This is a genomic window from Pseudomonas sp. 5.2, from assembly GCF_059025405.1.
The window spans coordinates 217,290-239,525 of record NZ_JBYBHH010000007.1 but is presented as its reverse complement, the minus strand read 5'-3'; the positions used below and the strand labels follow the sequence as shown (position 1 = coordinate 239,525).

Sequence of the window (22,236 nt, the reverse complement as noted above, 5' to 3'; positions counted from 1 at the left end):
CTGTTACGCATTATCCAAGGTATTGTCATGGCCACTTCCACAGACACCCCAACCCCTGCCGACGCGCCCGCGCCGACGCGCAAACGCAAGGCCTGGCTGCTTGGCCTGCTTCTGCTGCTGATCCTCGGCGGTGTCGGCGCCTGGGCCTGGTATTCCCTGGTCGGGCGCTGGCACGAAAGCACCGATGACGCCTACGTCAATGGCAACGTGGTGGAGATCACCCCGCTGGTGACCGGCACCGTCACCAGCATTGGTGCCGATGACGGCGACCTGGTTCACGCCGGCCAAGTGCTGCTGCAGTTCGACCCGTCCGACAGCGAGGTGGCGCTGCAGTCCGCCGAAGCCAAGCTGGCGCGCACGGTGCGCCAGGTGCGCGGCCTGTACAGTAACGTCGATGGGCTCAAGGCCCAGTTGCAGACGCGCCAGGCCGAATTGCAAAAGGCCCAGGACAACTACAACCGGCGCAAGGTGCTGGCCGACAGCGGTGCGATTGCGGCAGAAGAAATCTCCCACGCCCGTGACGACCTGAGTGTGGCCCAGAGCGCCCTGGCCAGTGCTCGTCAGCAGCTCAACACCAGCACCGCGCTGGTCGACGACACCGTGGTCTCTTCGCACCCTGAAGTGATGGCAGCCGCTGCCGACCTGCGCCAGGCTTACCTCGACAACGCCCGCACCACCTTGGTGGCGCCGGTGACCGGGTATGTCGCCAAGCGCACCGTGCAACTGGGCCAGCGCCTGCAGCCGGGCACCGCGACGATGGCGGTGATCCCCCTGGACCAGGTGTGGATCGATGCCAACTTCAAAGAAACCCAGCTGCGCGACATGCGTATCGGCCAGCCGGTGGAAATCAGCGCCGACCTGTACGGCAGCGCGGTCAAGTACAGCGGCACGGTCGACAGCCTCGGTGCCGGCACTGGCAGCGCGTTCGCTCTGCTGCCGGCGCAAAATGCCACCGGCAACTGGATCAAGATCGTGCAGCGGGTGCCGGTGCGTATTCACCTAAGCCCGGACCAGCTCAAGGACCATCCGCTGCGTATCGGCCTGTCGACGCTGGTGGAGGTCGACTTGCACGACCAGAGCGGCCCGACCCTGGCCCAGCAACCGCCGCAGCAGGCCAGCTACACCACTAAGGTGTACGACCGCCAACTGGTCGATGCCGATAACCTGATCGCCCGGCTGATTCACGAGAACAGCGCATCCGGCAAGACGGCGCAGCGATGAGCAACCAGGCTGCCGCCCAGTTCACGCCGCCGAGCCTGTTGCTGACCACCATCGGCCTGTCGCTGGCAACGTTCATGCAGGTGCTTGACACCACCATCGCCAACGTGGCCTTGCCGACCATTTCCGGCAACTTGGGGGTGAGCTATGAGCAGGGCACCTGGGTGATCACCTCGTTCGCCGTGAGCAACGCTATCGCCTTGCCGCTGACGGGCTGGCTGAGCCGGCGCTTTGGCGAGGTGAAGTTGTTCATCTGGGCCACGTTGCTGTTCGTGCTGGCATCGTTCTTGTGCGGCATCGCCCAGTCGATGCCGGAGCTGGTGGGCTTTCGTGTGTTGCAGGGCGTGGTGGCGGGGCCGTTGTACCCGATGACCCAGACCTTGCTGATTGCGGTGTATCCGCCAGCGAAACGGGGGATGGCCCTGGCGCTGTTGGCGATGGTCACGGTGGTAGCGCCGATTGCCGGGCCGATACTGGGGGGCTGGATCACCGACAGTTACAGCTGGCCGTGGATCTTCTTCATCAACGTGCCGATCGGCCTGTTTGCCGCCGCTGTTGTACGCCAACAGATGCGCTCGCGGCCGGTGGTGACCAGCCGCCAGCCGATGGACTACATCGGGCTTTTGACGCTGATCGTGGGGGTGGGGGCGTTGCAGGTGGTGCTCGACAAGGGCAATGACCTGGACTGGTTCGAGTCGTCGTTCATCATCATGGGCAGCTTGATCTCGGTGGTGTTCCTGGCGGTGTTCGTGATCTGGGAGCTGACCGATCGGCATCCGGTGGTCAACCTGCGGCTGTTCGTGCACCGCAACTTCCGGGTCGGCACCATCGTGTTGGTCGGGGGCTATGCGGGGTTCTTCGGTATCAACCTGATCTTGCCGCAGTGGTTGCAGACGCAGATGGGTTATACGGCGACCTGGGCGGGGCTGGCGGTGGCGCCCATCGGGCTGTTGCCGGTGATCATGTCGCCCTTTGTCGGCAAGTACGCGCACCGGTTCGACTTGCGGCTGCTGGCGGGGTTGGCGTTTCTGGCAATTGGCACGAGCTGCTTCATGCGGGCTGGGTTTACCAGTGAGGTGGACTTCCAGCATGTGGCGTTGGTGCAGTTGTTCATGGGGATTGGCGTGGCGCTGTTCTTCATGCCGACGTTGAGCATTTTGCTGTCGGACTTGCCGCCGCATCAGATTGCCGATGGCTCGGGGCTGGCGACCTTTCTGCGTACGCTGGGGGGGAGTTTTGCGGCGTCGCTGACGACGTGGATCTGGATACGGCGGGCGGATCAGCATCATGCGTATCTGAGTGAGAATATCAGCCAGTTTGATCCGGCGACGCGGCATACGCTGGAGCAGCTTGGGGGGGCCAGTGTGCAGAACTATGCGCGGTTGGAGCAGATCGTGAATGCGCAGGCTTACATGATGTCTACGGTGGACTATTTCATGATGATGACTTGGGTGTTTGCGGGGTTGATTTTGTTGGTTTGGTTTGCGCGGCCGCCGTTTACGGCTAAGGCTGGGCCGGCTTCTGCGGGGCATTGATTCTTTGGCTAAAGATGGGGCCTTCGCTGGTATTGAGAGATAGGCAGGGGCCAGTTGTCGGGGCGACGCTTAGTCACCTTTCCGCCCTTACGGCGGGTCACTTTTTGGCAAACGCCCCAAAAAGTAACCAAAAAGGGCTGCGCTCCATCATCCGGCCCCTACGCTGCGCTTCGGGGTCCCCTCGCTACGGCCCTGCTCCCGGGAGGACCGCGCTGCAGGGCCCATCCTGGGCCCCAGCGCTTGACGGGCATCCTTGCCCGTCACCTCCCTCCGCAAGGCCTGCGCTCGGCCTCCTGAGTCGCTGAAGGTCAAAAGCCAGATCAAGATCAAGATCAAGATCAAGAGCTGGATCAAGGGCCGGATCAAGAGCTGGGTCAACGTCGCGCGCGATTGTGCGCTTTGGGAAGGGGTGGCATTCCCATGCGTTGGCATTTGTCCTATTGTCGAAAGCCCACTTTCAACAGCATTGGCAGGCCCATGGAGAATGTCATCGTCATTACTGGCGCCAGCCGAGGTATCGGCGCGGCGACAGCCCTGCTGGCCGCTCGGCAGGGGTATCGTATCTGCATCAATTACCACGCGGATGACCAGGCTGCCGAGCGCGTCCTTGGGCAGGTCCGCGCGCTTGGCGCCGAAGCGATTGCGGTGCGGGCCGATGTCAGTGTCGAGGATGAGATCATTCAGCTGTTCCAGCGTGTCGATGAGGCGCTTGGCCCGGTGACTGCGCTGGTCAACAACGCGGGCACCATCGGCCAGCAAAGCCGTGTCGAGGAGATGTCCGAGTTTCGCTTGCTCAAGATGATGAAGACCAATGTCGTTGGGCCCATGCTTTGCGCCAAACATGCGCTGTTGCGCATGGCGCGTCGGCATGGCGGGCAGGGCGGGGCGATCGTCAACGTCTCTTCAGTGGCTGCGCGCCTGGGCTCGCCCAACGAATACGTCGACTACGCGGCCTCTAAAGGCGCGCTGGATACCTTCACCCTTGGCTTGGCCAAGGAAGTGGCAGGCGAGGGCGTGCGGGTCAATGGCGTGCGCCCAGGCTATATACACACCGGCTTCCATGCGCTTTCCGGTGATCCGGACCGGGTCGCCAAGCTCGAACACGGTTTGCCCATGGGCCGCGGCGGCCGGCCAGAAGAAGTTGCCGAGGCCATTGTCTGGTTGCTCTCGGACAAGGCCTCGTATTCCACCGGCAGCTTCGTCGATTTGGGCGGCGGGCGCTGAGGCGCCTTATCCTTCCAGTAACTGGCCGACCTGCTCGGCCAGTGCCTCGAGGCTGAAGGGCTTGGTCAGCACGCGCATGTCGGTTTCCAGGTTGCCGTTAGCCAGCGCTGCACTTTCGTCGTAGCCCGTGACGAAGAGCACCTTGAGCCCGGTGTAACGCCCGCGCAACGTGTCGGCCAACTGGCGCCCGTTGATCCCGCCCGGCAAGCCCACGTCGCTGATCAGCAGGTCGGGCGCGGGTTGCTCTGCCAAGCCTGCAAGCGCTTGGGGGCCATCCTCGAACATCATCACGTCGTGGCCCAGGTCATGCAGCACTTCTGCAATCACCAGGCGCATGGCGCTGACATCCTCGACCACGGCGATCCGCTTTATCGCGCCTGTATTCGAGCGCGGTACCGGTACCGCGGGTTTGAGTACGGCAGGCGCAGGCTGCGCGTGGTGTCTGGGCAGCAGCAAGCGCACCGTGGTGCCTTGGCCCAAGGACGATGCGATGTGCAGTTGCCCGCCGGACTGGCGCACAAAACCGAAGACCATCGACAACCCCAGGCCCGTGCCGCGGCCAAGCGGTTTGGTAGTGAAGAACGGGTCGACGGCGCGGGTCAGGGTCTCATCCGTCATGCCACTGCCGTTGTCTTCGACGCTGAGGCAGAGGTAGTCGCCAGGCGTTAGCTCAAGCTGCGCAGCCTGCTCGCTGGTCAACGAGACATTGCACAGGGCGATACGGACCCTACCCCCGTCGGGCAGGGCATCGCGTGCGTTGATGCACAAGTTGAGCAGGCTGCTCTCAAGTTGAGGAGGGTCGATATGCACCGTCCAGCAAGCGTCGCTGCACTGGTAGTCGAGTTCGATGTGGGGGCCGGTGCTGCGGCTGATCAAGTCCAGCATGCCGGTGACCAGCACCGCGACGTCGGTGGCGCGTGGCTGCAAGGTCTGTTGACGGGAGAACGCGAGTAATCGATGAACCAGCGCCGCAGCCCGTTGTGCCGCACTATGGGCGCTTTCCAGCAAAGGGGTGATGGTTGCCTTGGGCTGGTCGATGGCCACCCTGTCCCTGGCCAGCTCCAGGGCACCGAGAATGCCGCCGAGCAGGTTGTTGAAGTCGTGCGCAACACCCCCTGTCAGCTGACCTACAGCCTCGACTTTCTGCGCTTGGCGCAAAGCCTCTTCGGCCTTCTGGCTCTGCGCGACGGCTTGTTCGACACGCTGTTCGAGCTCTGCGTTGAGGTCTTGAAGGGCACTCTCAGCACGCTTGCGCGCTGTCACATCACGAAAGATCACCGCCACCTGATGGTTGTGGGCCGGTTCGATACGGATTGCCGCTAGGCCAAGGCAGCGGCCAGTGGCAAGCAACTCATGCTCGAAGTACAACGGATTGCCAGTCCGCTCCACGGTGCCGAAGTAGTCCAGCCAGACATGAGCCTCGTCGGGTATCACTTCCCGCAGGGTCCGGCCCACGACATTCGGCAGCCCGGCATGCCTGCAGTAAGCCGGGTTGGCCATCAGGTGTACATAGTCGCTCAATGGCCCAAGCGGGCCATCGATGAACTGGATGATGCAGAAGCCTTCTTCCATGTTCTCGAACAGAAAGCGGTAGCCTTCCGACGCCTGCGCGCGTGCGTTCAAGCGCAACAGTTCGCTGTTCAACTGGCTGTTTTGCTGTTCGAGCTGATCGATTCGCTGGCGTAAACCCTCCAGCTCATCGGTTGTATTCAAGCAATCACTGGGCATTCATTTCGCTCCATCGATAAACCACGGGCCGCTAATGCATCAGCAGCTGTGCGACCCTTTCCACGAGTGCCGCCAAGTCAAAGGGTTTGGTCAATACACTGGACGCTTCCAGGGGTTGGCCGTGACTGAGTACAGCGCTTTCATCGTAACCGGTGATGAACAGCACTTTTATGTGCGGGTGCAGTACGCGGCATCGGTCGGCGACTTGACGCCCGTTCAGCCCACCGGGCAGGCCAATATCGGTGATCAGCAGGTGCGGCTGGGGGCACTGCTCAAGGTACGCCAGCGCGCTTGGGCCGTCGGCGAATGCCTGGACGTCATGGCCGAGCTCTTCGAGTACTTCGCTGATGACCAGGCGCAGGGGCTCCTGGTCTTCTACCAACACGATTTGCCCAGTCGGCAAGCTGTTGCCACTGGCCGGGAGTTGAGCCGGGGTTTCGAAGCTGTTCATCGCTTGCCAAGCAAGGTGGCGGGGCAGGTACAGTTCGATCAGCGTGCCTTCATCGGGCTTGGACAGGATACGCATCTGCCCCCCTGACTGGCGCACGAAGCCGTAGACCATGGAAAGCCCAAGGCCAGTGCCCTGGCCCATTGGCTTGGTGGTGAAGAACGGATCCACCGCGCGCGCCGCGACCTCTGCCGACATGCCTCGCCCGTTGTCCTTGACCCCAAGGCGCAGGTAATCGCCTGCAGCCAGGTCGAGCCCTTGGGCACGCTGCAAGTCAAGGGTCAGGTTGTCGCCGATGAGGGTAATTGCCCCACCTTCAGGCAGTGCGTCTCGGGCGTTGATGCACAAGTTGAGCAGGGCGTTTTCCAGCTGTGGCGGGTCGATGAACGTTGGCCACAGGTGCTGCGGGACGTGGCTGTGCAACTGGATGGACGGACCGATGCTGCCACGGACCAGCTGCTCCATGCCATTGACCAAGCGGGTGACATCGGTGGGCTGGGGTTGCAGCGTCTGCTGGCGCGAGAACGCCAGCAGGCGGTGCACGACAGCGGCGGCACGCTGCGCCGCGCCACTGGCAACGTCCAGCAAGCTGCCGAGTTGGTCGTGACGCGCCTGTTGCAAGCGTTGCTGCATCAATTCCTGGGCCGCCAGAATGCTACCCAGCAGGTTATTGAAGTCATGGGCGATGCCGCCACTCAGGTGCCCCACGGCCTCCATTTTCTGCGCATGCCGCAGTGCCTCTTCAGCGTTGAGCAGGCGCTGCTGGGCGGCGACGCGTTCGCTGATGTCATACGCGAACAAGTAGGCACCAAGAATCGCGCCATGAGGGTCGCGAAGGCAGTTGAAGCGCAGCTCGTAATGCCGTTGTGCAGCCCCCTTGCCGAAACGCTGGGTTATCGTGAACTGCTCGCCCGCCAGTGCACGCTGCCACATCGGCATGATCACGTTCAGGTCGGTGAGGTTATCGCCCATCAGCGCGGGCACAGAGTCGCCCACTTCCGGGGTGGCGCCATACAAGTAATGAAATTCCAGCTTGGCCTGCCGGTTGATCGCCAGCCAGCGCAAGTTGCTGTCGATCATGTGCACGTTGGCCAGGCTGTGCTCGACCAGCTCGGCAAACAGCTGACGTTCCGCCAGCGCGGCACTGACTCGCCGCTCCAGCTCTTCGTTCAACCGCTGCAGGGCCAGCTCTGCACGACGCCGTTCGGTGACATCCTTGAACAGCACCGCCACCTGGCGCCGCTCAGCGGGTTCGACGCGAAAGGTGGTGACGGACAGGACATGGCCAGTGGCAACCAACTCCTGTTCGAAGTGCAGCGGCTCGCCGGTGCGCAGCACTTCGCCGTAGCGGGCTACCCAAACGTCGGCCTCGTCGGGGACCATCTCGCGCAGTTTTTGCCCGACCACGTTGGGGATGCCGGCATGTTTCGCATACGCTGCATTGGCTACGACATGCACGTAGTCACTCAAAGGGCCATGTGGCCCATCGAAGAATTCAATGATGCAGAAGCCTTCGTCCATGGTGTCAAACAACGAACGATAGAGAATCTGATCGTGTTCCTGGTGGCTCGCCAACTGCGACTCCAGCAGTGCGTTACGGCGCTCCAGGTCTTCGACGTGTTGGCGCAGGGAAAGCAGGTCGCGGGAAGGCATGCCGACGTCCGACGAAATTAAAGGCCCAAACTCTAACGTGTTCACCCCAAGGGCGAAAACACCCTTAACGCAAATGCGCAGCCACGCCCAGCAAGCGATCGATGCGCTCACCCAGTGCCTTGAGCTCGAAGGGCTTGGACAGCACCTCGGTGCGCTCTGCAGGCCAGCCTCGGGCCATGCTGCTGGCAATGTCGTAGCCGGTGATCAGTATCACCGGTGCTTCGTTGGCAAGGCCCCGGTAGGCCTCTGCGAGCTGGTTGCCGTCGATGCCGCCGGGCAGGCCGACATCGGTGATCAACAAGTCAGGCAATGGGCCGTGCTGCAACGCCTCGAGTGCGCTGCGGCCGTCCTCGAAAACCTGAACCTGGTGGCCCAGCTCTTTCAGCACTTCGCCGAGTACCAGGCGCAAGGTCGCTTGGTCTTCTACCAGCATGATCCGGTGTGGCCTGTGAAGCGGCCTGGCGTCAGCATGTTCAGGCTCAGTGCAAGGATGCTCGTGGGTGGTGCTTTCGTACCGGGGCAGATAAAGGTGGACGCTGGTGCCTTGCCCAGGCGTGCTGTCGATGCGTAATTGCCCGCCAGACTGGCGCACGAAGCCATAGACCATCGACAGCCCCAGGCCAGTACCCTGGCCCATGGGTTTGGTTGTGAAGAACGGGTCGAGGGCACGCTGCATCACGTCCTTGCTCATGCCCATGCCAGTGTCGTCCACCCGTATGTGCAAAAATTGCCCTGGCGGCACGTCCAGGCGGCGGGCCTGCTCGTCGTCGAGCTCGGCATTCTCACAGCCAATGCGCAGGGTGCCGCCCAGGGGCATGGCATCGCGGGCGTTGATGCACAGGTTTAGCAGGGCGTTTTCCAGCTGTTGGGGGTCGATGCGGATCGACCACTGGCCGGCCAGTGTCCGGTCCTGCAAGTCGATGTGCGAATCGATCGAACTGCGGATCAGGTCGTGCATGCCGGCCACCAACCGCTGTACATCGACCGGTTGCGGCAGCAGTGTTTGCTGGCGCGAAAAAGCCAACAGACGCTGCACCAGCGAGGCTGCACGCAGCGCGCTGTCCTTGCCGACTTCGAGCAGCCTGGCGGTGTCCAGCACGCGACGCTGGCTCAGGCGTTGCCCGGCCAGCTCCAGTGCGCCAAGGATGCTGCCAAGCAGGTTGTTGAAGTCATGGGCAATGCCACCGGTCAATTGGCCGACGGCTTCCATTTTCTGTGATTGGCGCAGCGCTTCTTCGGTTTGGTGCAGGCGTTCCTGCTCGGCAATGCGCTCGGTAATGTCGTAGGCGAACATATAGCCGCCCTGGATGCGCTGCTGCGCGTCGAGCAGCGGGTGGTAGCGGATTTCATAGTGGCGCAGGGCGTCAGGTGGCCCGAGGGCGATGGTGTCGATGAACGCTTCGCCGGCCAGCAGGCGCGGCCACACCGGGGCCAAGCGGCCCATGATGTCCGGTTGGTTGGCGAGAAACTGCGGGATGTAATCGCCGATCTGCGGCACAAAACCGCGAAACCGCTGGAAGGTTTCGCGGGCGGTCCGATTGATCGCCAACAGGCGCATTTTGCGGTCGGCTGCAAACACGTTGGCCAAGCTGCTGTCGACCAGTTCACCGAGCAGCTTGTTGTTTGCCAGCGCGATGTCATCGCGCTGGGCCAGCAGGGTTTCCAGCTCTGCGACACGTGCCTGCAGTTGCTCGTAGGAAGCTTGCGTGACTGGCTGCATGGTGGCGAACCGGTGAGCGGATCGGGCAACTATAGTCGCGGCGCAGGCTAACAGCTATCAAAATGAACGAATGATTCGCCCCAGGGTCTCCATGGCTTTTTCGGCGCCGTCATGCCAGGGGCTGCCGTAGTTCAGGCGGATGCAATTACCGAAGCGACGGGTCGGTGAAAAGATGGGGCCGGGGGCGATGCTGATGCCCTGGGCCAAGGCCATGTGGAACAGCTTGAGCGCATCCATCTGCTCTGGCAGTTCAAGCCACAGGAAGTAGCCCCCAGACGGTTGGCTAACCCGCGTCTGCGCCGGGAAGTGGCGGGAGATGGCGGCGAGCATGTTAGCTTGCTGGCCTTCCAGCGCGTAGCGCAGCTTGCGCAAGTGGCGGTCATAGCCGCCGTGTTGCAGGTAGTCGGCGATGGCCGCCTGGGCCGGCATTGATGCGCACAGCGAGGTCATCAACTTGAGGCGCTCGATCTTCTGCGCGAAACGCCCGGCGGCCACCCAGCCGATGCGGTAGCCGGGCGCCAGGCTCTTGGCGAACGAACCGCAGTGCATCACCAGGCCTTGGGTGTCGAAGGCCTTGGCGGGCTTGGGTGCCTGTTGCGCGTAATAGAGTTCGGCGTAGACGTCGTCTTCGATCAGCGGCACCTGATGGCGTGCCAGCAACTCGACCAGCGCCTGCTTCTTGGCCTCCGGCATGCTGGCGCCTACCGGGTTCTGGAAGTTGGTCATGCACCATACGGCCTTGACCGGGTGCTTCTCCAAGGTCTGCGCCAGCACGCTCAGGTCCATGCCTTCGCGCGGGTGAACGGGAATTTCCACGGCTTTTAGTTTGAGCCGCTCCAGCACTTGCAGGCAGGCGTAAAAGGCCGGCGCTTCAATCGCCACCAGGTCGCCGGGTTCGGTCACGGCCTGCAGGCACAGGTTCAGGGCTTCCAGCGCGCCATTGGTGATCAGCAGCTCTTCCATCGGCAGCATCAGCCCGCCGACCATGTAGCGCAGGGCAATCTGCCGGCGCAGTTGGGGGTTGCCGGGCGACAGGTCGGTGACCACCATGCGCGGGTCCATCGCACGGCTGGCACTGGCCAGCGAGCGCGACAGGCGCTGCAGCGGGAACAGTTCGGGGCTTGGGAAGGCCGAGCCGAACGGCACCGTGTTGGGGTCCTTTATCGAGTCGAGGATAGAGAACACCAGCGCGCTGACGTCGACATCGGTGGACTCGCTGACCGGCTGCAAGGCCTGCGGTTCGCAGAACTGGCGCGGTGCATGGGCGTTGACGAAGTACCCCGAACGCGGGCGCGCGCGGATCAACCCGCGCCGTTCCAGCAGGTAATAGGCCTGGAACACCGTGGACGGGCTGACCCCGTGGGTCTGGCTGGCATAGCGCACCGACGGCACCCGCTGGCCAGGGCCTAGCACACCCGAGCGGATCAGTTCGGCAATGTCATCGGCGAATCGTTCGTAGCGTTTCATTCTGGCCTTCTGTCGAAGCCTGGCAGGCAAGGTGGAAAAACAGTGTAAGGGATCAGCGGTTCATCGGTGCGACGAAGCGGCTTTGAGCCACGCTGCGCACGGCAGGTTCGTCACTGTCCTGCACTTCGAAACTCAAGGTTTGCGAACTGCTGGTCGGGCGTTCTGCAAGCATCGCCACCGAGACCGGCAGTTCGCTCATTTCGCCAGCCGGGATGATGAACTCGGTCTTGCCCTGCAGGGTGAAGCCGTCAGCGTCCAGCAGACGCAGGTGATAGCGCTGGGTGCTTTCGGTCTTGTTGATCACCTTGAGCAGGTAGATGTTCTCGATCTGGCCTTGGGCGTTCTCGCGGAACAGGCCGCGGTCCTTGATCACGTCCAGCGACACCATCGGGCGCAGTTGCAAGGCAACTACCAGCGCGCCGATCATCACCACCAGTGCCGCGGCGTAACCCAACAGGCGCGGGCGCAACCAGTGGGTGGTGCCGCCCTGCAGGCTGTGTTCAGACTTGTAACCGATCAGGCCGCGCGCATACCCCATCTTGTCCATGACCCCGTCACAGGCGTCGATGCAGGCCGCGCAGCCGATACAGGCCATTTGCAGGCCATCGCGGATGTCGATGCCGGTGGGGCAGACCTGCACGCACATCGTGCAGTCGATGCAGTCGCCCAGGCCTTGGGCGTGGGCGTCGCTGCCTTTCTTGCGCGGGCCACGGGTTTCGCCGCGGCGCGGGTCGTAGGCCACCGCCAGGGTGTCCTTATCGAACATCACGCTTTGGAAGCGGGCATAGGGGCACATGTGCAGGCACACCGCCTCGCGCAGCAAGCCGGCATTGATGTAGGTGGCGGCGGTGAAGAACAACACCCAGAACAGCGCGACGCCACCCAACTGCAAGGTGAACAGTTCTGCCGCCAGGGGCCGTATCGGGGTGAAGTAGCCGACGAAGGTCAGGCCGGTGAGCAAGCCGATGGCCAGCCACAGGCTGTGCTTGAGCGCCCGACGGGCCAGTTTTTCCAGGCTCCAGGGGGCAGCGGCAAGCTTGATGCGCTGGTTGCGGTCACCTTCGCTGACCTTTTCGCACCACATGAACAACCAGGTCCAGGTACTTTGTGGGCAACTGTACCCGCACCACACGCGCCCGGCGTAGACCGTGATGGCGAACAGGCCAAAGGCGCAGATAATCAACAGCGCCGACAGCAGGATGAAGTCCTGCGGCCAGAAGGTTGCGCCGAAGATATGGAACTTGCTGCTGCCCAAGTCCCAGAGCACTGCCTGGCGGCCGTTCCAGGTAAGCCAGGCGGTGCCAAAGAACAGGGCGAACAACGCCCCCGCAAAACCGATCCGCAGGTTGCGGTACAGCCCGGTGAAACTGCGGGTGTGAAGGCCGCTGTCAACGTGGCGTTTGGCAGCTGAACTTGCGGGCGCGGCGATCTCGGTAAAGGGGATTCTATCGTTCATGGCTCGGTGCTCATCAGGCCTCGATCAGGCATGAGCACTATGGCCCCCGAGCTGTTATCAGCACAGGCTCAGGTTTGGCGATAAAAACCGTATCAGATGATCAGCAAAACCACGCCAGGCCTTAGATTACCGAGCCTGGCACGCTGGTCTTCAGATGCCTGCGGCTATCCACCGCACCCGCTACGGTCAGGGCATCAGCTTCTGCTTCGGTGATCGGCACCCGTTCCCCCGCCAGCACCGCCACCGACATGCGCAGCTGCTCATCGGTGATGATTTCGATGGCAGGGCCATCGCCTTCGAGGTGCACATGGTCGCCGATGAGCGTGCAACGGCGGGTGCTTTCGTCGATTTCAACCGGCATGGGAATGTCCTCTTGGTGGCGGTTACAGGTGTGACCACTGTGCAGAGGTGGTTGCTGCATCGATCCGCTGGGCGGGATGTATCGCACTTGCCGGCGCTGCGCGAGTCAACTCTCACAGAGGCAGCCCCAGCGCATTCTGATCAGGAGCGTCACGATGAACCCTTGGTGGCATCCGATTTGGCAAACCATTCAGGCCGAGTTCGCCGACCTTGGCGACGAGCGCGAAGTCACGCAGGTGCTGGTGCGCCTGCTGATGGCGGCCGTGCTGGGTGCGGTGCTGGGTTTTGAGCGTGAGCACAAAGGAAAGTCTGCCGGCGTGCGTACCCACATGCTGGTCTCGCTGGGCGCTGCGCTGTTCGTGTTGGCGCCGAGCATGGCCGGGGCCGACGAGCAGGCGCTAAGCCGGGTGATCCAGGGCATTGTCGCCGGTATCGGTTTTCTGGGCGCGGGTACCATTCTCAAGGGCAACGGCCAGGACACCAGCCACGTGAAAGGGCTGACTACTGCAGCAGGGCTGTGGATGACCGCCGCCATCGGTACGGCCGCCGGCATGGGGCGCGAAGCCACGGCATTGATCAGCACGGTGCTGGCACTGTTGGTGCTGGGCACGATGCCTATGCTGGTGGACAAGGTCGAGAAACAGGATGAGGAGAAACAGAGCGAGGAGGAGGGCAGGAAGCACTGAGGGGAGCCGAAGCTCCCCCCAAAGCGTTGTTGCCTGCTCTTTTTATTATTGAAGACGGCCTTTTGTTGTTTTTGTCAGCCTGCCTTTGTGTCGCGGGCGACCCCCATGCGGGGTCAAGAACAAACGTATTTTTTTGAGCGCTGACCTGCTTTCATCATGACTGATCCGATGCTGACTGCCGCTACCTTGAGGTAGTTTTATTGTTCTGTGTCAGACCGCGGGGCGTACCCCTGAAAAGCGTGTCTACTCCAAAAAAATCTGCTTGCTACGCCTCTGCCGTGTTGTTCTTGTTATGTCAGAGCCGTTACCTGTTGTTTTTATTGGGTGTCACATTTTTTTTGTTCTTGTACCAAAGATATAGCATGGCCCGTGCCAACTTTTTCAAATCCTTTAAAATCAAGCACTTAGGTGTTTTGGTGAAAAACGCTCGACCTGAAATTTTGTCGATTTGTTTCCCTGTTACCCGATTTTTTGCTGCGAAACGTGGGGGAGGTAACACTCCACCCACATTCATGTGACACCCGTGTGACTAGTGCGCGCTGCGTGCGCGTGCCACTCGCGACCCGTTGGCGCGGCCCAGCACCGTGCTGATGCGTTGCCCTGCGGCGATCAGGCGGCCCAGGTCGATGCCGGTCTCGATGCCCAGCCCCTGTAGCAGGTACACCACGTCTTCGGTTGCGATATTGCCGGTGGCACCCTTGGCATAGGGGCAGCCCCCCAGCCCGGCCACCGAGCTGTCGAACACATTGATACCTTCAAGCAGGCTGGCGTAGACGTTGGCCAAGGCCTGGCCATAGGTGTCGTGGAAGTGCCCGGCCAACTGCTGGCGGGGCACCTGGGCCGACACCACGTCGAACAGCCGGCGGGTATCGCCTGCAGTGCCGGTACCGATGGTGTCGCCCAGCGATACCTCGTAGCAGCCCATGTCATGCAGGGCGCGGGCGACCGGGGCGACCTGTTCGGCGCTGACCTTGCCTTCATAAGGGCAGCCCAAGACGCACGACACATAGCCACGCACGCGCACGCCGTGGCTGCGCGCGGCCTCCATGATCGGCTCGAAGCGCTTGAGGCTGTCGCTGATCGAGCAGTTGATGTTGCGCTGCGAGAACGCCTCGGATGCTGCGGCAAACACCGCCACCTCTTTCACCCCGGCAGCCAGGGCATCCTCGAAGCCGCGCAGGTTCGGCGCCAGGGCGGCATAGGTAACACCTGGCCGCTGCACGATGCCTGCGAACACCTCTGCGGAACCGGCCATCTGCGGTACCCACTTGGGCGAGACAAAGCTGCCGACTTCGATGTAGGCAAGGCCTGCTTCGGTGAGGTCGTCAACCAGGCGCACCTTGTCGGCGACGCTGATGGGCTGGGCTTCGTTCTGCAGACCGTCGCGGGGGCCTACTTCGACCAGACGGACTTCTTTAGGCAAGGGCATGGCGGGTTTCCTGTGGCGGGTCAACGGTTGTCTTTGTTGTTCAAGGTCGCGGCAAGGGCCTGCTCGCAGCGCTCCTGGGCGGTGTCGAGCTCCAGTTGCATCTGATGAATGTCGAGCATCTGCTGCTCCAACTGGGCACGTCGTTCGGCGATTTTCACCAGCATGCTGTTGAGCTGTTTCAGGTTGCCGCTGGTGGGGTCGTACAGCTCGATCAGTTCACGGCATTCGGCGAGGGAAAAACCAATGCGCTTGCCGCGCAGGATGAGCTTCAGGCTGACTTTGTCACGTGCCGAGTAGATGCGTTCCAGGCCACGTCGCTCGGGGCTCAGCAAGCCCTGTTCCTCGTAGAAGCGGATGGCACGGGTGGTGATGTCCAGCTCGCGGGACAGGTCGGAGATGCTGTAGGTCTGGAGGCTCATGCGGGGGCTCGGCGTGGGGTATGGGGCTATCCTGAATGCAGGTTGACGTTTACGTCAAGCAGGGGCGCTATTCAGGCACCCCCACCCGGCGATAGCCATTGGGCGTCTGCCCGCTCAGCCGCTTGAAAAACCGCGCGAAGTAGGTGGGGTCGGTAAACCCCAGGCTATCTGACAATTGCCCAATGCTCATGCGCGTATAAAGAAGGTTGCGCCGCGCCTCCAGCAGCAGCCGCTGATGCACCACCTGCAAAGCCGTTTGCCCGCTCAGTGCCCGGCACAGCTGGTTGAGCTGCAGGCTCGAGACGTTCAGGCGCGCGGCAAAGTCCTCCACGGACAAATGCTCGCGGTAATGCGCCTCGACCAGGCGCAGGTATTGCCCGAGCAACAGCCGGTCCCGTTCGTCACGGTTACGGGGCGCCTGGCCCAGTTGCTGCCGGCGGCTGATCCAGACCATCAATGCGGTCACCAGCGCCTGCAGCATCGTCGCCCGTGCCGGGGCATTGCCCTGGTATTCCTGCTGCAGCGTGTCGATCAGGCTGCGTAAACGCTGGCGGTCCTTGCCCAACGCATAGCACGCCGGCGTGGCCAGCATGCCCAGCGGCGCGCCCAGTTGCTGTTCCAGTTCGGCCACCAGCGCGGTGCCGAAGGTCAGTACATGCCCCTGGATGTCGGCACTGAAGCGAAAGCCGTGCACGGTCAGTGGCGGTACCACCTGGATGGCGGCCTGGCTGATCGAGCTGCGGACACCTTCGATCTCCACCTCGGCCTGGCCACGCTGCACATACAGCAACTGGAACAGCTCGGCATGCTGGTGCGGCTTGATCTCCCAGTGGTGCAAGCGGCTGCGTGCCGGGATCGACTCGCAGTGCAACAGGTCGGTGCCGGGCCACGCCTGGTTTTCGCCGTACAGCTGGAACAACGGAATACCGGGGAGGGTGGATTTCATGCGGTTTTGCCTGTCCGTTAATCGAACGTTTTTTGTAAAAGTGCAGGTTTTGCATGGAATAGCACACTTAACCGGCAGCCTTTGCCAGTAAAAATGCAGGTGTAAACCCTAACAGCAGATGCCATGCCACTGCCAGTCCAGGGCCGGCATCGCCCGACTAGAGACAACAACAATGAAAACTCAGGTTGCAATCATCGGTGCAGGTCCGTCCGGCCTGCTGCTCGGCCAGTTGCTGCACAAGGCCGGCATCGAGACCGTCATCGTCGAACGCCAGACCCCCGAATACGTGCTCGGCCGCATCCGTGCCGGCGTGCTGGAGCAGGGCACAGTCGACCTGTTGCGTGAGGCCGGCGTGGCTGCGCGCATGGACCGGGAAGGGCTGGTGCATGAAGGCGTCGAGCTGCTGGTCGGCGGGCGTCGCCAGCGCCTCGACCTCAAGGCCCTGACCGGTGGCAAGACGGTGATGGTCTACGGCCAGACCGAGGTCACCCGTGACTTGATGCAAGCGCGTGAAGCCAGTGGTGCACCGATCATCTACGCGGCGAGCAATGTGCAGCCGCATGAGCTCAAAGGCGAGCGTCCGTACCTCACGTTCGAGAAGGACGGGCAGGTTCATCGCCTGGACTGTGACTACATCGCCGGGTGCGATGGCTTCCATGGCGTTTCCCGGCAGAGCATCCCTGAGGGTGTGCTCAAGCAGTACGAGCGAGTGTATCCGTTTGGCTGGCTGGGCTTGTTGTCGGACACCCCACCGGTCAATCACGAGCTGATCTACGCCCATCACGAGCGGGGCTTCGCGCTGTGCAGCCAACGCTCGCAGACCCGCAGCCGCTACTACCTGCAAGTGCCGTTGGACGACCAGGTCGAAGCTTGGTCCGACGAGCGTTTCTGGGACGAGCTCAAGGCCCGCTTGCCCGAGGACGTGGCGGCCAACCTGGTGACCGGCCCTGCGCTGGAAAAAAGCATTGCCCCGCTGCGCAGCCTGGTGGTCGAACCGATGCAGTACGGGCATCTGTTCCTGGTCGGCGATGCCGCCCACATCGTCCCGCCTACCGGTGCCAAGGGCCTCAACCTGGCGGCATCGGACGTCAATTACCTGTACCGGATCCTGGTCAAGGTCTACCACGAAGGGCGTACCGACCTGTTGCAGCAGTACTCGCCGCTGGCCTTGCGCCGGGTCTGGAAAGGCGAGCGATTCAGCTGGTTCATGACCCAATTGCTGCATGACTTTGGCACGCACAAGGACGCTTGGGACCAGAAGATGCAGGAGGCTGACCGCGAGTACTTCCTGTCGTCGCCTGCGGGGTTGGTGAACATTGCCGAGAACTATGTGGGCTTGCCGTTTGAGGAGGTGGCGTAGGGGTAGGGCTGGAGAATTTCAGCGCCTGCAAAATCGAGCGCCGCCCGCGCGGCGCATCGCGAGCAACGCTCGCTCCTACGTGTGTTTCGGGCCAGTGAGTCCTATGGCACGGGCGCGCGCGCCTCTTGGTGCCCGCCTCGATATCGAGTTGGAAAAACAAGGCGGTCGCGCGCCGCCATCACAGGCATAATTGGCCCGAAACAAACGTAGGAGCGAGCGTTGCTCGCGATGCGCCGCGCGGGCGGCGCTCGATCTCAAAAGCGAAATCAATCCATCGCCATGCACTCAAGCCTCTCATCACTCCCCCGGCAACTGATTGCCGCCCTAAGCCTGGCCGCCACCGCTGGCCCAGCCTGGGCCGACCAGGTACTACCCCCACCCCCAGAATTGCAGTCCGGCTACCGCAGCGCCTTGCAACCCGTCCACGCCAGCCGGCACATGGCCGCAGCTGCCAACCCGCTGGCCAGCGAGGCGGGGCGTGCGATGCTGCGCGCCGGTGGCAGTGCCATCGATGCGGCGATCGCCATGCAGATGGTGCTCACCCTGGTCGAGCCACAATCCAGTGGCATTGGTGGTGGGGCCTTCATCCTCTATTGGGACGGCAAGCGTGTGCAGGCGTTCGACGGCCGTGAGGCGGCGCCTGCAACGGCCACGGAATCACTCTTCCTGCAAGCCGACGGATCGCCGATGCCATTCAGGGCGGCGCAAATCGGTGGGCGTGCGGTCGGCGTTCCTGGCGTGCTACGGGCGCTTAAACTGGCCCATGAACAGCATGGCAAGCTGCCGTGGCAGGATTTGTTCGCGCCTGCGATAGCGCTGGCGCAAAAGGGCTTTCCAGTCTCTGAGCGTCTACACACCTTGCTGGCAGCTGACCCTTATGTCGCCCGCTCACCCAGCATGGCCCGCTACTTCCTTGGCGAAAACGGCAAGCCACTTCCGGTCGGCACGATGCTGCGCAACCCCGAGCTTGCGCAGACCCTGGCGCGCATCGCCGCGCAGGGGCCTGATGCGTTCTACACCGGTGAGGTGGCCGAAGCGATCGTTGCCCAGGTGCGTGGGCATGCCAATGCGGGGCAACTGTCATTGCAGGACCTGAGCCAGTACCGGGCGCGCGAGCGGGAGCCGGTCTGTGGCCCGTACAAACTGTGGCGTATCTGTGGCATGCCGCCGCCTTCTTCGGGCGGCGTCGCTGTACTGCAGACACTGGGCATCCTTGAAGCGCTGCAGCGCGCGTCGCCGCACTATGACCTGGCGAAACGTGCGCCACGCGCCACGTCATCGCCCGCCGGCCTGGAGCCCACGCCGCTGGCGGTTCACGTGATCGCCGAAGCCGAACGCCTGGCCTATGCCGACCGCGCCCAATACCTGGCCGACAGCGACTACGTGCCGGTGCCGGTCAAAGCCCTCATCGACCCTGCCTACCTCGCTGGGCGTGCCGCCCAGATCGGCACCTACAGCATGAAGCGCGCCCGCCCCGGTACCCCGCAGGGCGCCGACCTGGCCATGGCCCCCGACCGTTCGCCGCTGCGTATTTCCACGTCGCACCTCTCTGCCGTGGACGACAGTGGCCAGGCCTTGGCCATGACCACGTCAGTGGAGGCGGCGTTCGGAGCGCATTTGATGGTCAAAGGTTTTTTGCTGAACAACCACCTGACCGATTTCTCGTTTTTGCCACAGGAGCAAGGTAAGCCCGTGGCGAACCGGGTCGAGCCGGGCAAGCGCCCCTTGTCGGCCATGGCGCCGACCTTGGTGTTTTCGCGGTCATCAGGTGAACTGGTGGCCAGCCTCGGTTCACCCGGCGGCTCGCAGATCATCGGCTATGTGAACAAAGCGCTGGTCGGCCTGCTGGACTGGCAACTAAACCCGCAACAAGCCAGCAACCTGCCCAATTTCGGCAGCCGTAATGCCGGCACCGAGGTGGAAGCGGGGCTGACCAGCCCGGCGCTGATCCGGCAACTGGCGGCCTGGGGGCACGAGGTCACGCCCATGACCATGACCAGCGGCATGCAGATTATCCAGCGCACTGGCGCTGGCTGGTCCGGGGGCGCCGACCCGCGACGCGAAGGCGCGGCACTCGGCGATTGAGCAAGCGCGTTGCGGGGTGTGAGGTGGCGTGATAGAACGCTACCTTGCCATTCAGAAGTTGAATACCCAGATGTCTATCAGCGTGAAATCGAATAGAGCACTGTTCGACCTCGACTTGCTGCGCGCGATCGTCGTGGTGGCCGATTGCGGCAGTTTCACCACCGCCGCCGCGCGCCTGCACTCGACCCAGTCCACCATCAGCCAGAAGGTGCGCCGACTCGAAGAAATGGTCGGCCACCGTTTGCTGGTGCGCGGCAACCGTGACGTGCTGCCCACCGATGCCGGGCAGACCTTGCTCGGCTATGCCCGCCATATGCTGGCCTTGAACGACCAGATGCTCGAAGCGCTGGCAGGGGCGATGGTCGGTGTCACCGTGCGCCTTGGCGTGCCCGAGGATTTCGTCGGTGGGCGCACCACCAACGCCCTGTCGGCGTTCAGCCGGCTGCACCCGCAGGTCAAACTGGAAGTGACCAGCGGGCTGTGCCGCGACCTCAGCCAAGCCTACGACAATGGCGAGCTCGACCTGGTGCTGCTGAAGCAGCGGCGCAACAGCCGCGAAGGGGTGGCCTGCTGGCCTGAGCGTCTGCAGTGGATCGACAGTGCGCGCACGCCGGCTTTTGAACTCGACCCGATCCCGTTGGTGACCTTTCCGCCACGCGGGCTGTACCGCGATGACATGATCACCGCCATCGAAGGCATGGGCCGGCGCTGGCGCATCAGTTTTACCAGTTCCAGCCTCAGCGGCATCCAGGCTGCAGTCGCCGATGGCATGGGCATCAGCCTGCTACCGCCGCGGGCGGCAACGCGCGAGCACCGGGTGCTGGGGGGCGAGCAGGGGTTGCCCGAGGTCGACAGTTACGAAATCGTCATCGTCCACCGGCCCACGGCAGACGTGATGGTCAAGGCACTGGCCGAGGTGATGACGCAATTGTTGGCTGGAGGTGGGATCTAAAAGCAATTAGAATCAGTCGCATTCATACCTTTAGCCCGCTAGCGTGCCCTTGAATGACCGACTCCACCCCGGCAGACGAAACCTCCTTCGGCACGCTTTACCGCGACCATCGCAGTTGGCTGGAAGGCTGGCTCTCGCGCCGCCTGGGCGATGCCTGGGAGGCCGCCGACCTGGCCCAGGACACCTTCTTGCGGGTGCTCGCCGCGCACCCCGGGCAGACTCTACCCGGTCTGCGTGAGCCCAGGGCCTATCTACTGACCGTGGGCAAGCGGCTGCTGATCAACCATTACAAGCGGCGCAGCCTGGAGCGCGCTTACCTGGAAGCCCTGGCCAACCTGCCCGAAGCGCTGGCGCCCTCGCCGGAGCAACGCTGGATACTGCTTGAAGCCTTGCAGGCCCTGGACGAACTGCTCGACGGCCTGCCACGCGCCGTGCGCCGGGCTTTTTTGTGGGCGCAGTTGGAAGGGGTCGACTACGCAACCATTGCCGAGCGTTTGCAGGTTTCTGAGCGTACGGTCAAACGCTATATGGTCAAGGCGTACGCGCATTGCCTGTTGGTGGCGTTGTGAGCGCGCCCGTCGACGCTCGCGCTCGTCAACTGGCCCGCGAGGCCGCGCAGTGGCTGGCCTTGCAGGACGCTGGCCCACTGGATGATGGCCAGGTCGACGCGCTACAGCGCTGGCGTGCACGCAGCGCGGCCCATGAAGCGCTGTGGCAAAAGGCCGAGGCCCTGCGCACGCAGTTTTCCGCCGTGCCATCGTCGCTTGCGGTGGCCTGCCTGGACCGCCCGAACCCCGACCGCCGCCGGTTGCTGGGCCAGGCCTTGGCGATCGGCACCCTGGCGCCGCTGGCCTGGTATGGCTACCGTCAGCTACCCGTGAACAGCTGGCGCGCCGACCTGCACACCGCCACCGGAGAACGGCGTGGCCACGTGCTGGCAGGGGGAGGGCGCGTGCATTTGAACACTGCCAGTGCGGTGAACCTGTCTGTACAGGGCGGCCAGCACGTTGTGCAACTGGTACGGGGTGAGATTGCCGTGGACTGCGTCGGCCCGTTGCAGGTGCAGACCGCCCAAGGCGCTGTCTTTGCTACCCAGGCGAGTTTTTGCGTGCGTCAGCAAGGGCAGCACTACCGCGTGTCGGTCAGCGATGGCGCCGTGCGCCTGCAAACGGCCCAGGGCGGCGCGCTGTCATTGCAGGCTGGGCAGAGGGTAACCCTTGCTGCAAGCGGGGCAGGGCCTATAGAGGCGTTCGACGCGCAGTTACCGGGTTGGCAGCAAGGCCTGTTGATGGTCGACAACCAGCCCTTGGGCGATGTATTGCGCGAACTCGACCGCTATCGCCCCGGGCTGCTGCGTTGGGACCCGGCCCTGGAGCGCCTGAGCGTGACCGGCACCTTCCAGCTCGACGACAACGACCGCATCCTTGCCTTGTTGGCTGCCAGCCTGCCGCTGCAGGTGCATTACCGGACCCGCTACTGGGTGTCGCTGACACCGCGCAAGCAACCTGCCTGAGGGTACACCGCACACGTGTAAGTGTTTCAGTCTGTGG

At 63.1% G+C, this 22,236-nt stretch carries 18 protein-coding genes; 9 read left to right on the top strand and 9 right to left on the bottom strand.

The features are described 5' to 3' along the window. Nucleotides 1-27 precede the first annotated feature (27 nt). The 3 genes from AC5PZ0_RS13500 (at nucleotide 28) to AC5PZ0_RS13490 (ending at nucleotide 3,977) form a co-directional block, all read left to right on the top strand. Nucleotides 28-1,221: an HlyD family secretion protein gene (locus AC5PZ0_RS13500; RefSeq protein ID WP_493855174.1), complete on the top strand. Its 1,194-nt coding sequence runs from the start codon at nucleotides 28-30 to the stop codon at nucleotides 1,219-1,221. Beyond that, entirely contained in the window at nucleotides 1,218-2,753 is a 1,536-nt protein-coding gene (locus AC5PZ0_RS13495) for a DHA2 family efflux MFS transporter permease subunit (RefSeq protein WP_085274261.1), read from the top strand. Before AC5PZ0_RS13500 ends, AC5PZ0_RS13495 begins: the two co-directional genes overlap by 4 nt. Nucleotides 2,754-3,230: 477 nt before the next feature. Further along, nucleotides 3,231-3,977 carry an SDR family oxidoreductase gene (locus AC5PZ0_RS13490; RefSeq protein WP_493855173.1) on the top strand — a complete coding sequence of 249 codons (747 nt, stop codon included), beginning with the start codon at nucleotides 3,231-3,233 and terminating at the stop codon, nucleotides 3,975-3,977. A 6-nt stretch (nucleotides 3,978-3,983) separates the two neighbouring features. Here AC5PZ0_RS13490 and AC5PZ0_RS13485 read toward each other — a convergent pair whose 3' ends face one another. The 6 genes from AC5PZ0_RS13485 to AC5PZ0_RS13460 all read right to left on the bottom strand — a co-directional run bounded on the left by AC5PZ0_RS13485 (nucleotide 3,984) and on the right by AC5PZ0_RS13460 (nucleotide 12,810). Then, nucleotides 3,984-5,705: an ATP-binding protein gene (locus tag AC5PZ0_RS13485; RefSeq protein WP_493855172.1), complete on the bottom strand. Its 1,722-nt coding sequence runs from the start codon at nucleotides 5,703-5,705 to the stop codon at nucleotides 3,984-3,986. Between the two features lie 31 nt (nucleotides 5,706-5,736). Beyond that, entirely contained in the window at nucleotides 5,737-7,806 is a 2,070-nt protein-coding gene (locus AC5PZ0_RS13480; protein ID WP_493855171.1) for a hybrid sensor histidine kinase/response regulator, read from the bottom strand. 64 nt (nucleotides 7,807-7,870) lie between these two features. Then, on the bottom strand, nucleotides 7,871-9,526 hold the full coding sequence (locus AC5PZ0_RS13475) for a PAS domain-containing sensor histidine kinase (RefSeq protein WP_493855170.1): 1,656 nt from the start codon (nucleotides 9,524-9,526) through the stop codon (nucleotides 7,871-7,873). A 57-nt stretch (nucleotides 9,527-9,583) separates the two neighbouring features. Beyond that, entirely contained in the window at nucleotides 9,584-10,993 is a 1,410-nt protein-coding gene (gene mapR / locus AC5PZ0_RS13470) for a GntR family transcriptional regulator MpaR (RefSeq protein WP_027593548.1), read from the bottom strand. Between the two features lie 52 nt (nucleotides 10,994-11,045). Then, entirely contained in the window at nucleotides 11,046-12,449 is a 1,404-nt protein-coding gene (gene ccoG, locus AC5PZ0_RS13465) for a cytochrome c oxidase accessory protein CcoG (protein ID WP_099429130.1), read from the bottom strand. 121 nt (nucleotides 12,450-12,570) lie between these two features. Beyond that, nucleotides 12,571-12,810 carry a DUF3203 family protein gene (locus AC5PZ0_RS13460; protein WP_027593546.1) on the bottom strand — a complete coding sequence of 80 codons (240 nt, stop codon included), beginning with the start codon at nucleotides 12,808-12,810 and terminating at the stop codon, nucleotides 12,571-12,573. A gap of 154 nt (nucleotides 12,811-12,964) precedes the next feature. Here AC5PZ0_RS13460 and AC5PZ0_RS13455 point away from each other — a divergent pair, with 154 nt between their 5' ends. Further along, nucleotides 12,965-13,495 carry an MgtC/SapB family protein gene (locus AC5PZ0_RS13455; RefSeq protein WP_238213352.1) on the top strand — a complete coding sequence of 177 codons (531 nt, stop codon included), beginning with the start codon at nucleotides 12,965-12,967 and terminating at the stop codon, nucleotides 13,493-13,495. Between the two features lie 529 nt (nucleotides 13,496-14,024). Here the strand turns inward: AC5PZ0_RS13455 and AC5PZ0_RS13450 are convergent. The 3 genes from AC5PZ0_RS13450 to AC5PZ0_RS13440 form a co-directional block, all read right to left on the bottom strand. After that, nucleotides 14,025-14,924, bottom strand: coding sequence for a hydroxymethylglutaryl-CoA lyase (locus AC5PZ0_RS13450; RefSeq protein WP_099429131.1), 900 nt, complete (start codon nucleotides 14,922-14,924; stop codon nucleotides 14,025-14,027). Between the two features lie 20 nt (nucleotides 14,925-14,944). Further along, a complete protein-coding gene (locus AC5PZ0_RS13445; RefSeq protein ID WP_027593543.1) occupies nucleotides 14,945-15,343 on the bottom strand; it encodes a MerR family transcriptional regulator in 399 nt (132 codons plus the stop codon). Between the two features lie 67 nt (nucleotides 15,344-15,410). Beyond that, nucleotides 15,411-16,289: a helix-turn-helix domain-containing protein gene (locus AC5PZ0_RS13440; RefSeq protein ID WP_099429132.1), complete on the bottom strand. Its 879-nt coding sequence runs from the start codon at nucleotides 16,287-16,289 to the stop codon at nucleotides 15,411-15,413. 172 nt (nucleotides 16,290-16,461) lie between these two features. Here AC5PZ0_RS13440 and pobA point away from each other — a divergent pair, with 172 nt between their 5' ends. From pobA to AC5PZ0_RS13415, 5 genes are all read left to right on the top strand, one after another. After that, nucleotides 16,462-17,649: a 4-hydroxybenzoate 3-monooxygenase gene (gene pobA, locus AC5PZ0_RS13435; RefSeq protein ID WP_493855169.1), complete on the top strand. Its 1,188-nt coding sequence runs from the start codon at nucleotides 16,462-16,464 to the stop codon at nucleotides 17,647-17,649. Between the two features lie 279 nt (nucleotides 17,650-17,928). Then, nucleotides 17,929-19,734, top strand: coding sequence for a gamma-glutamyltransferase (ggt, locus tag AC5PZ0_RS13430; protein ID WP_493855168.1), 1,806 nt, complete (start codon nucleotides 17,929-17,931; stop codon nucleotides 19,732-19,734). Between the two features lie 70 nt (nucleotides 19,735-19,804). Continuing rightward, nucleotides 19,805-20,686 (top strand): LysR substrate-binding domain-containing protein, encoded by an 882-nt coding sequence (locus AC5PZ0_RS13425; protein ID WP_085274280.1) that lies wholly within the window; start codon nucleotides 19,805-19,807, stop codon nucleotides 20,684-20,686. A gap of 53 nt (nucleotides 20,687-20,739) precedes the next feature. Beyond that, the gene (locus tag AC5PZ0_RS13420; protein ID WP_493855167.1) at nucleotides 20,740-21,255 is read left to right on the top strand and encodes a sigma-70 family RNA polymerase sigma factor; all 516 of its coding nucleotides are present in this window, start codon (nucleotides 20,740-20,742) and stop codon (nucleotides 21,253-21,255) included. Next, nucleotides 21,252-22,199, top strand: coding sequence for a FecR domain-containing protein (locus tag AC5PZ0_RS13415; protein ID WP_493855166.1), 948 nt, complete (start codon nucleotides 21,252-21,254; stop codon nucleotides 22,197-22,199). The genes AC5PZ0_RS13420 and AC5PZ0_RS13415 overlap by 4 nt, the downstream gene beginning before the upstream one ends. Nucleotides 22,200-22,236: the final 37 nt, after the last annotated feature.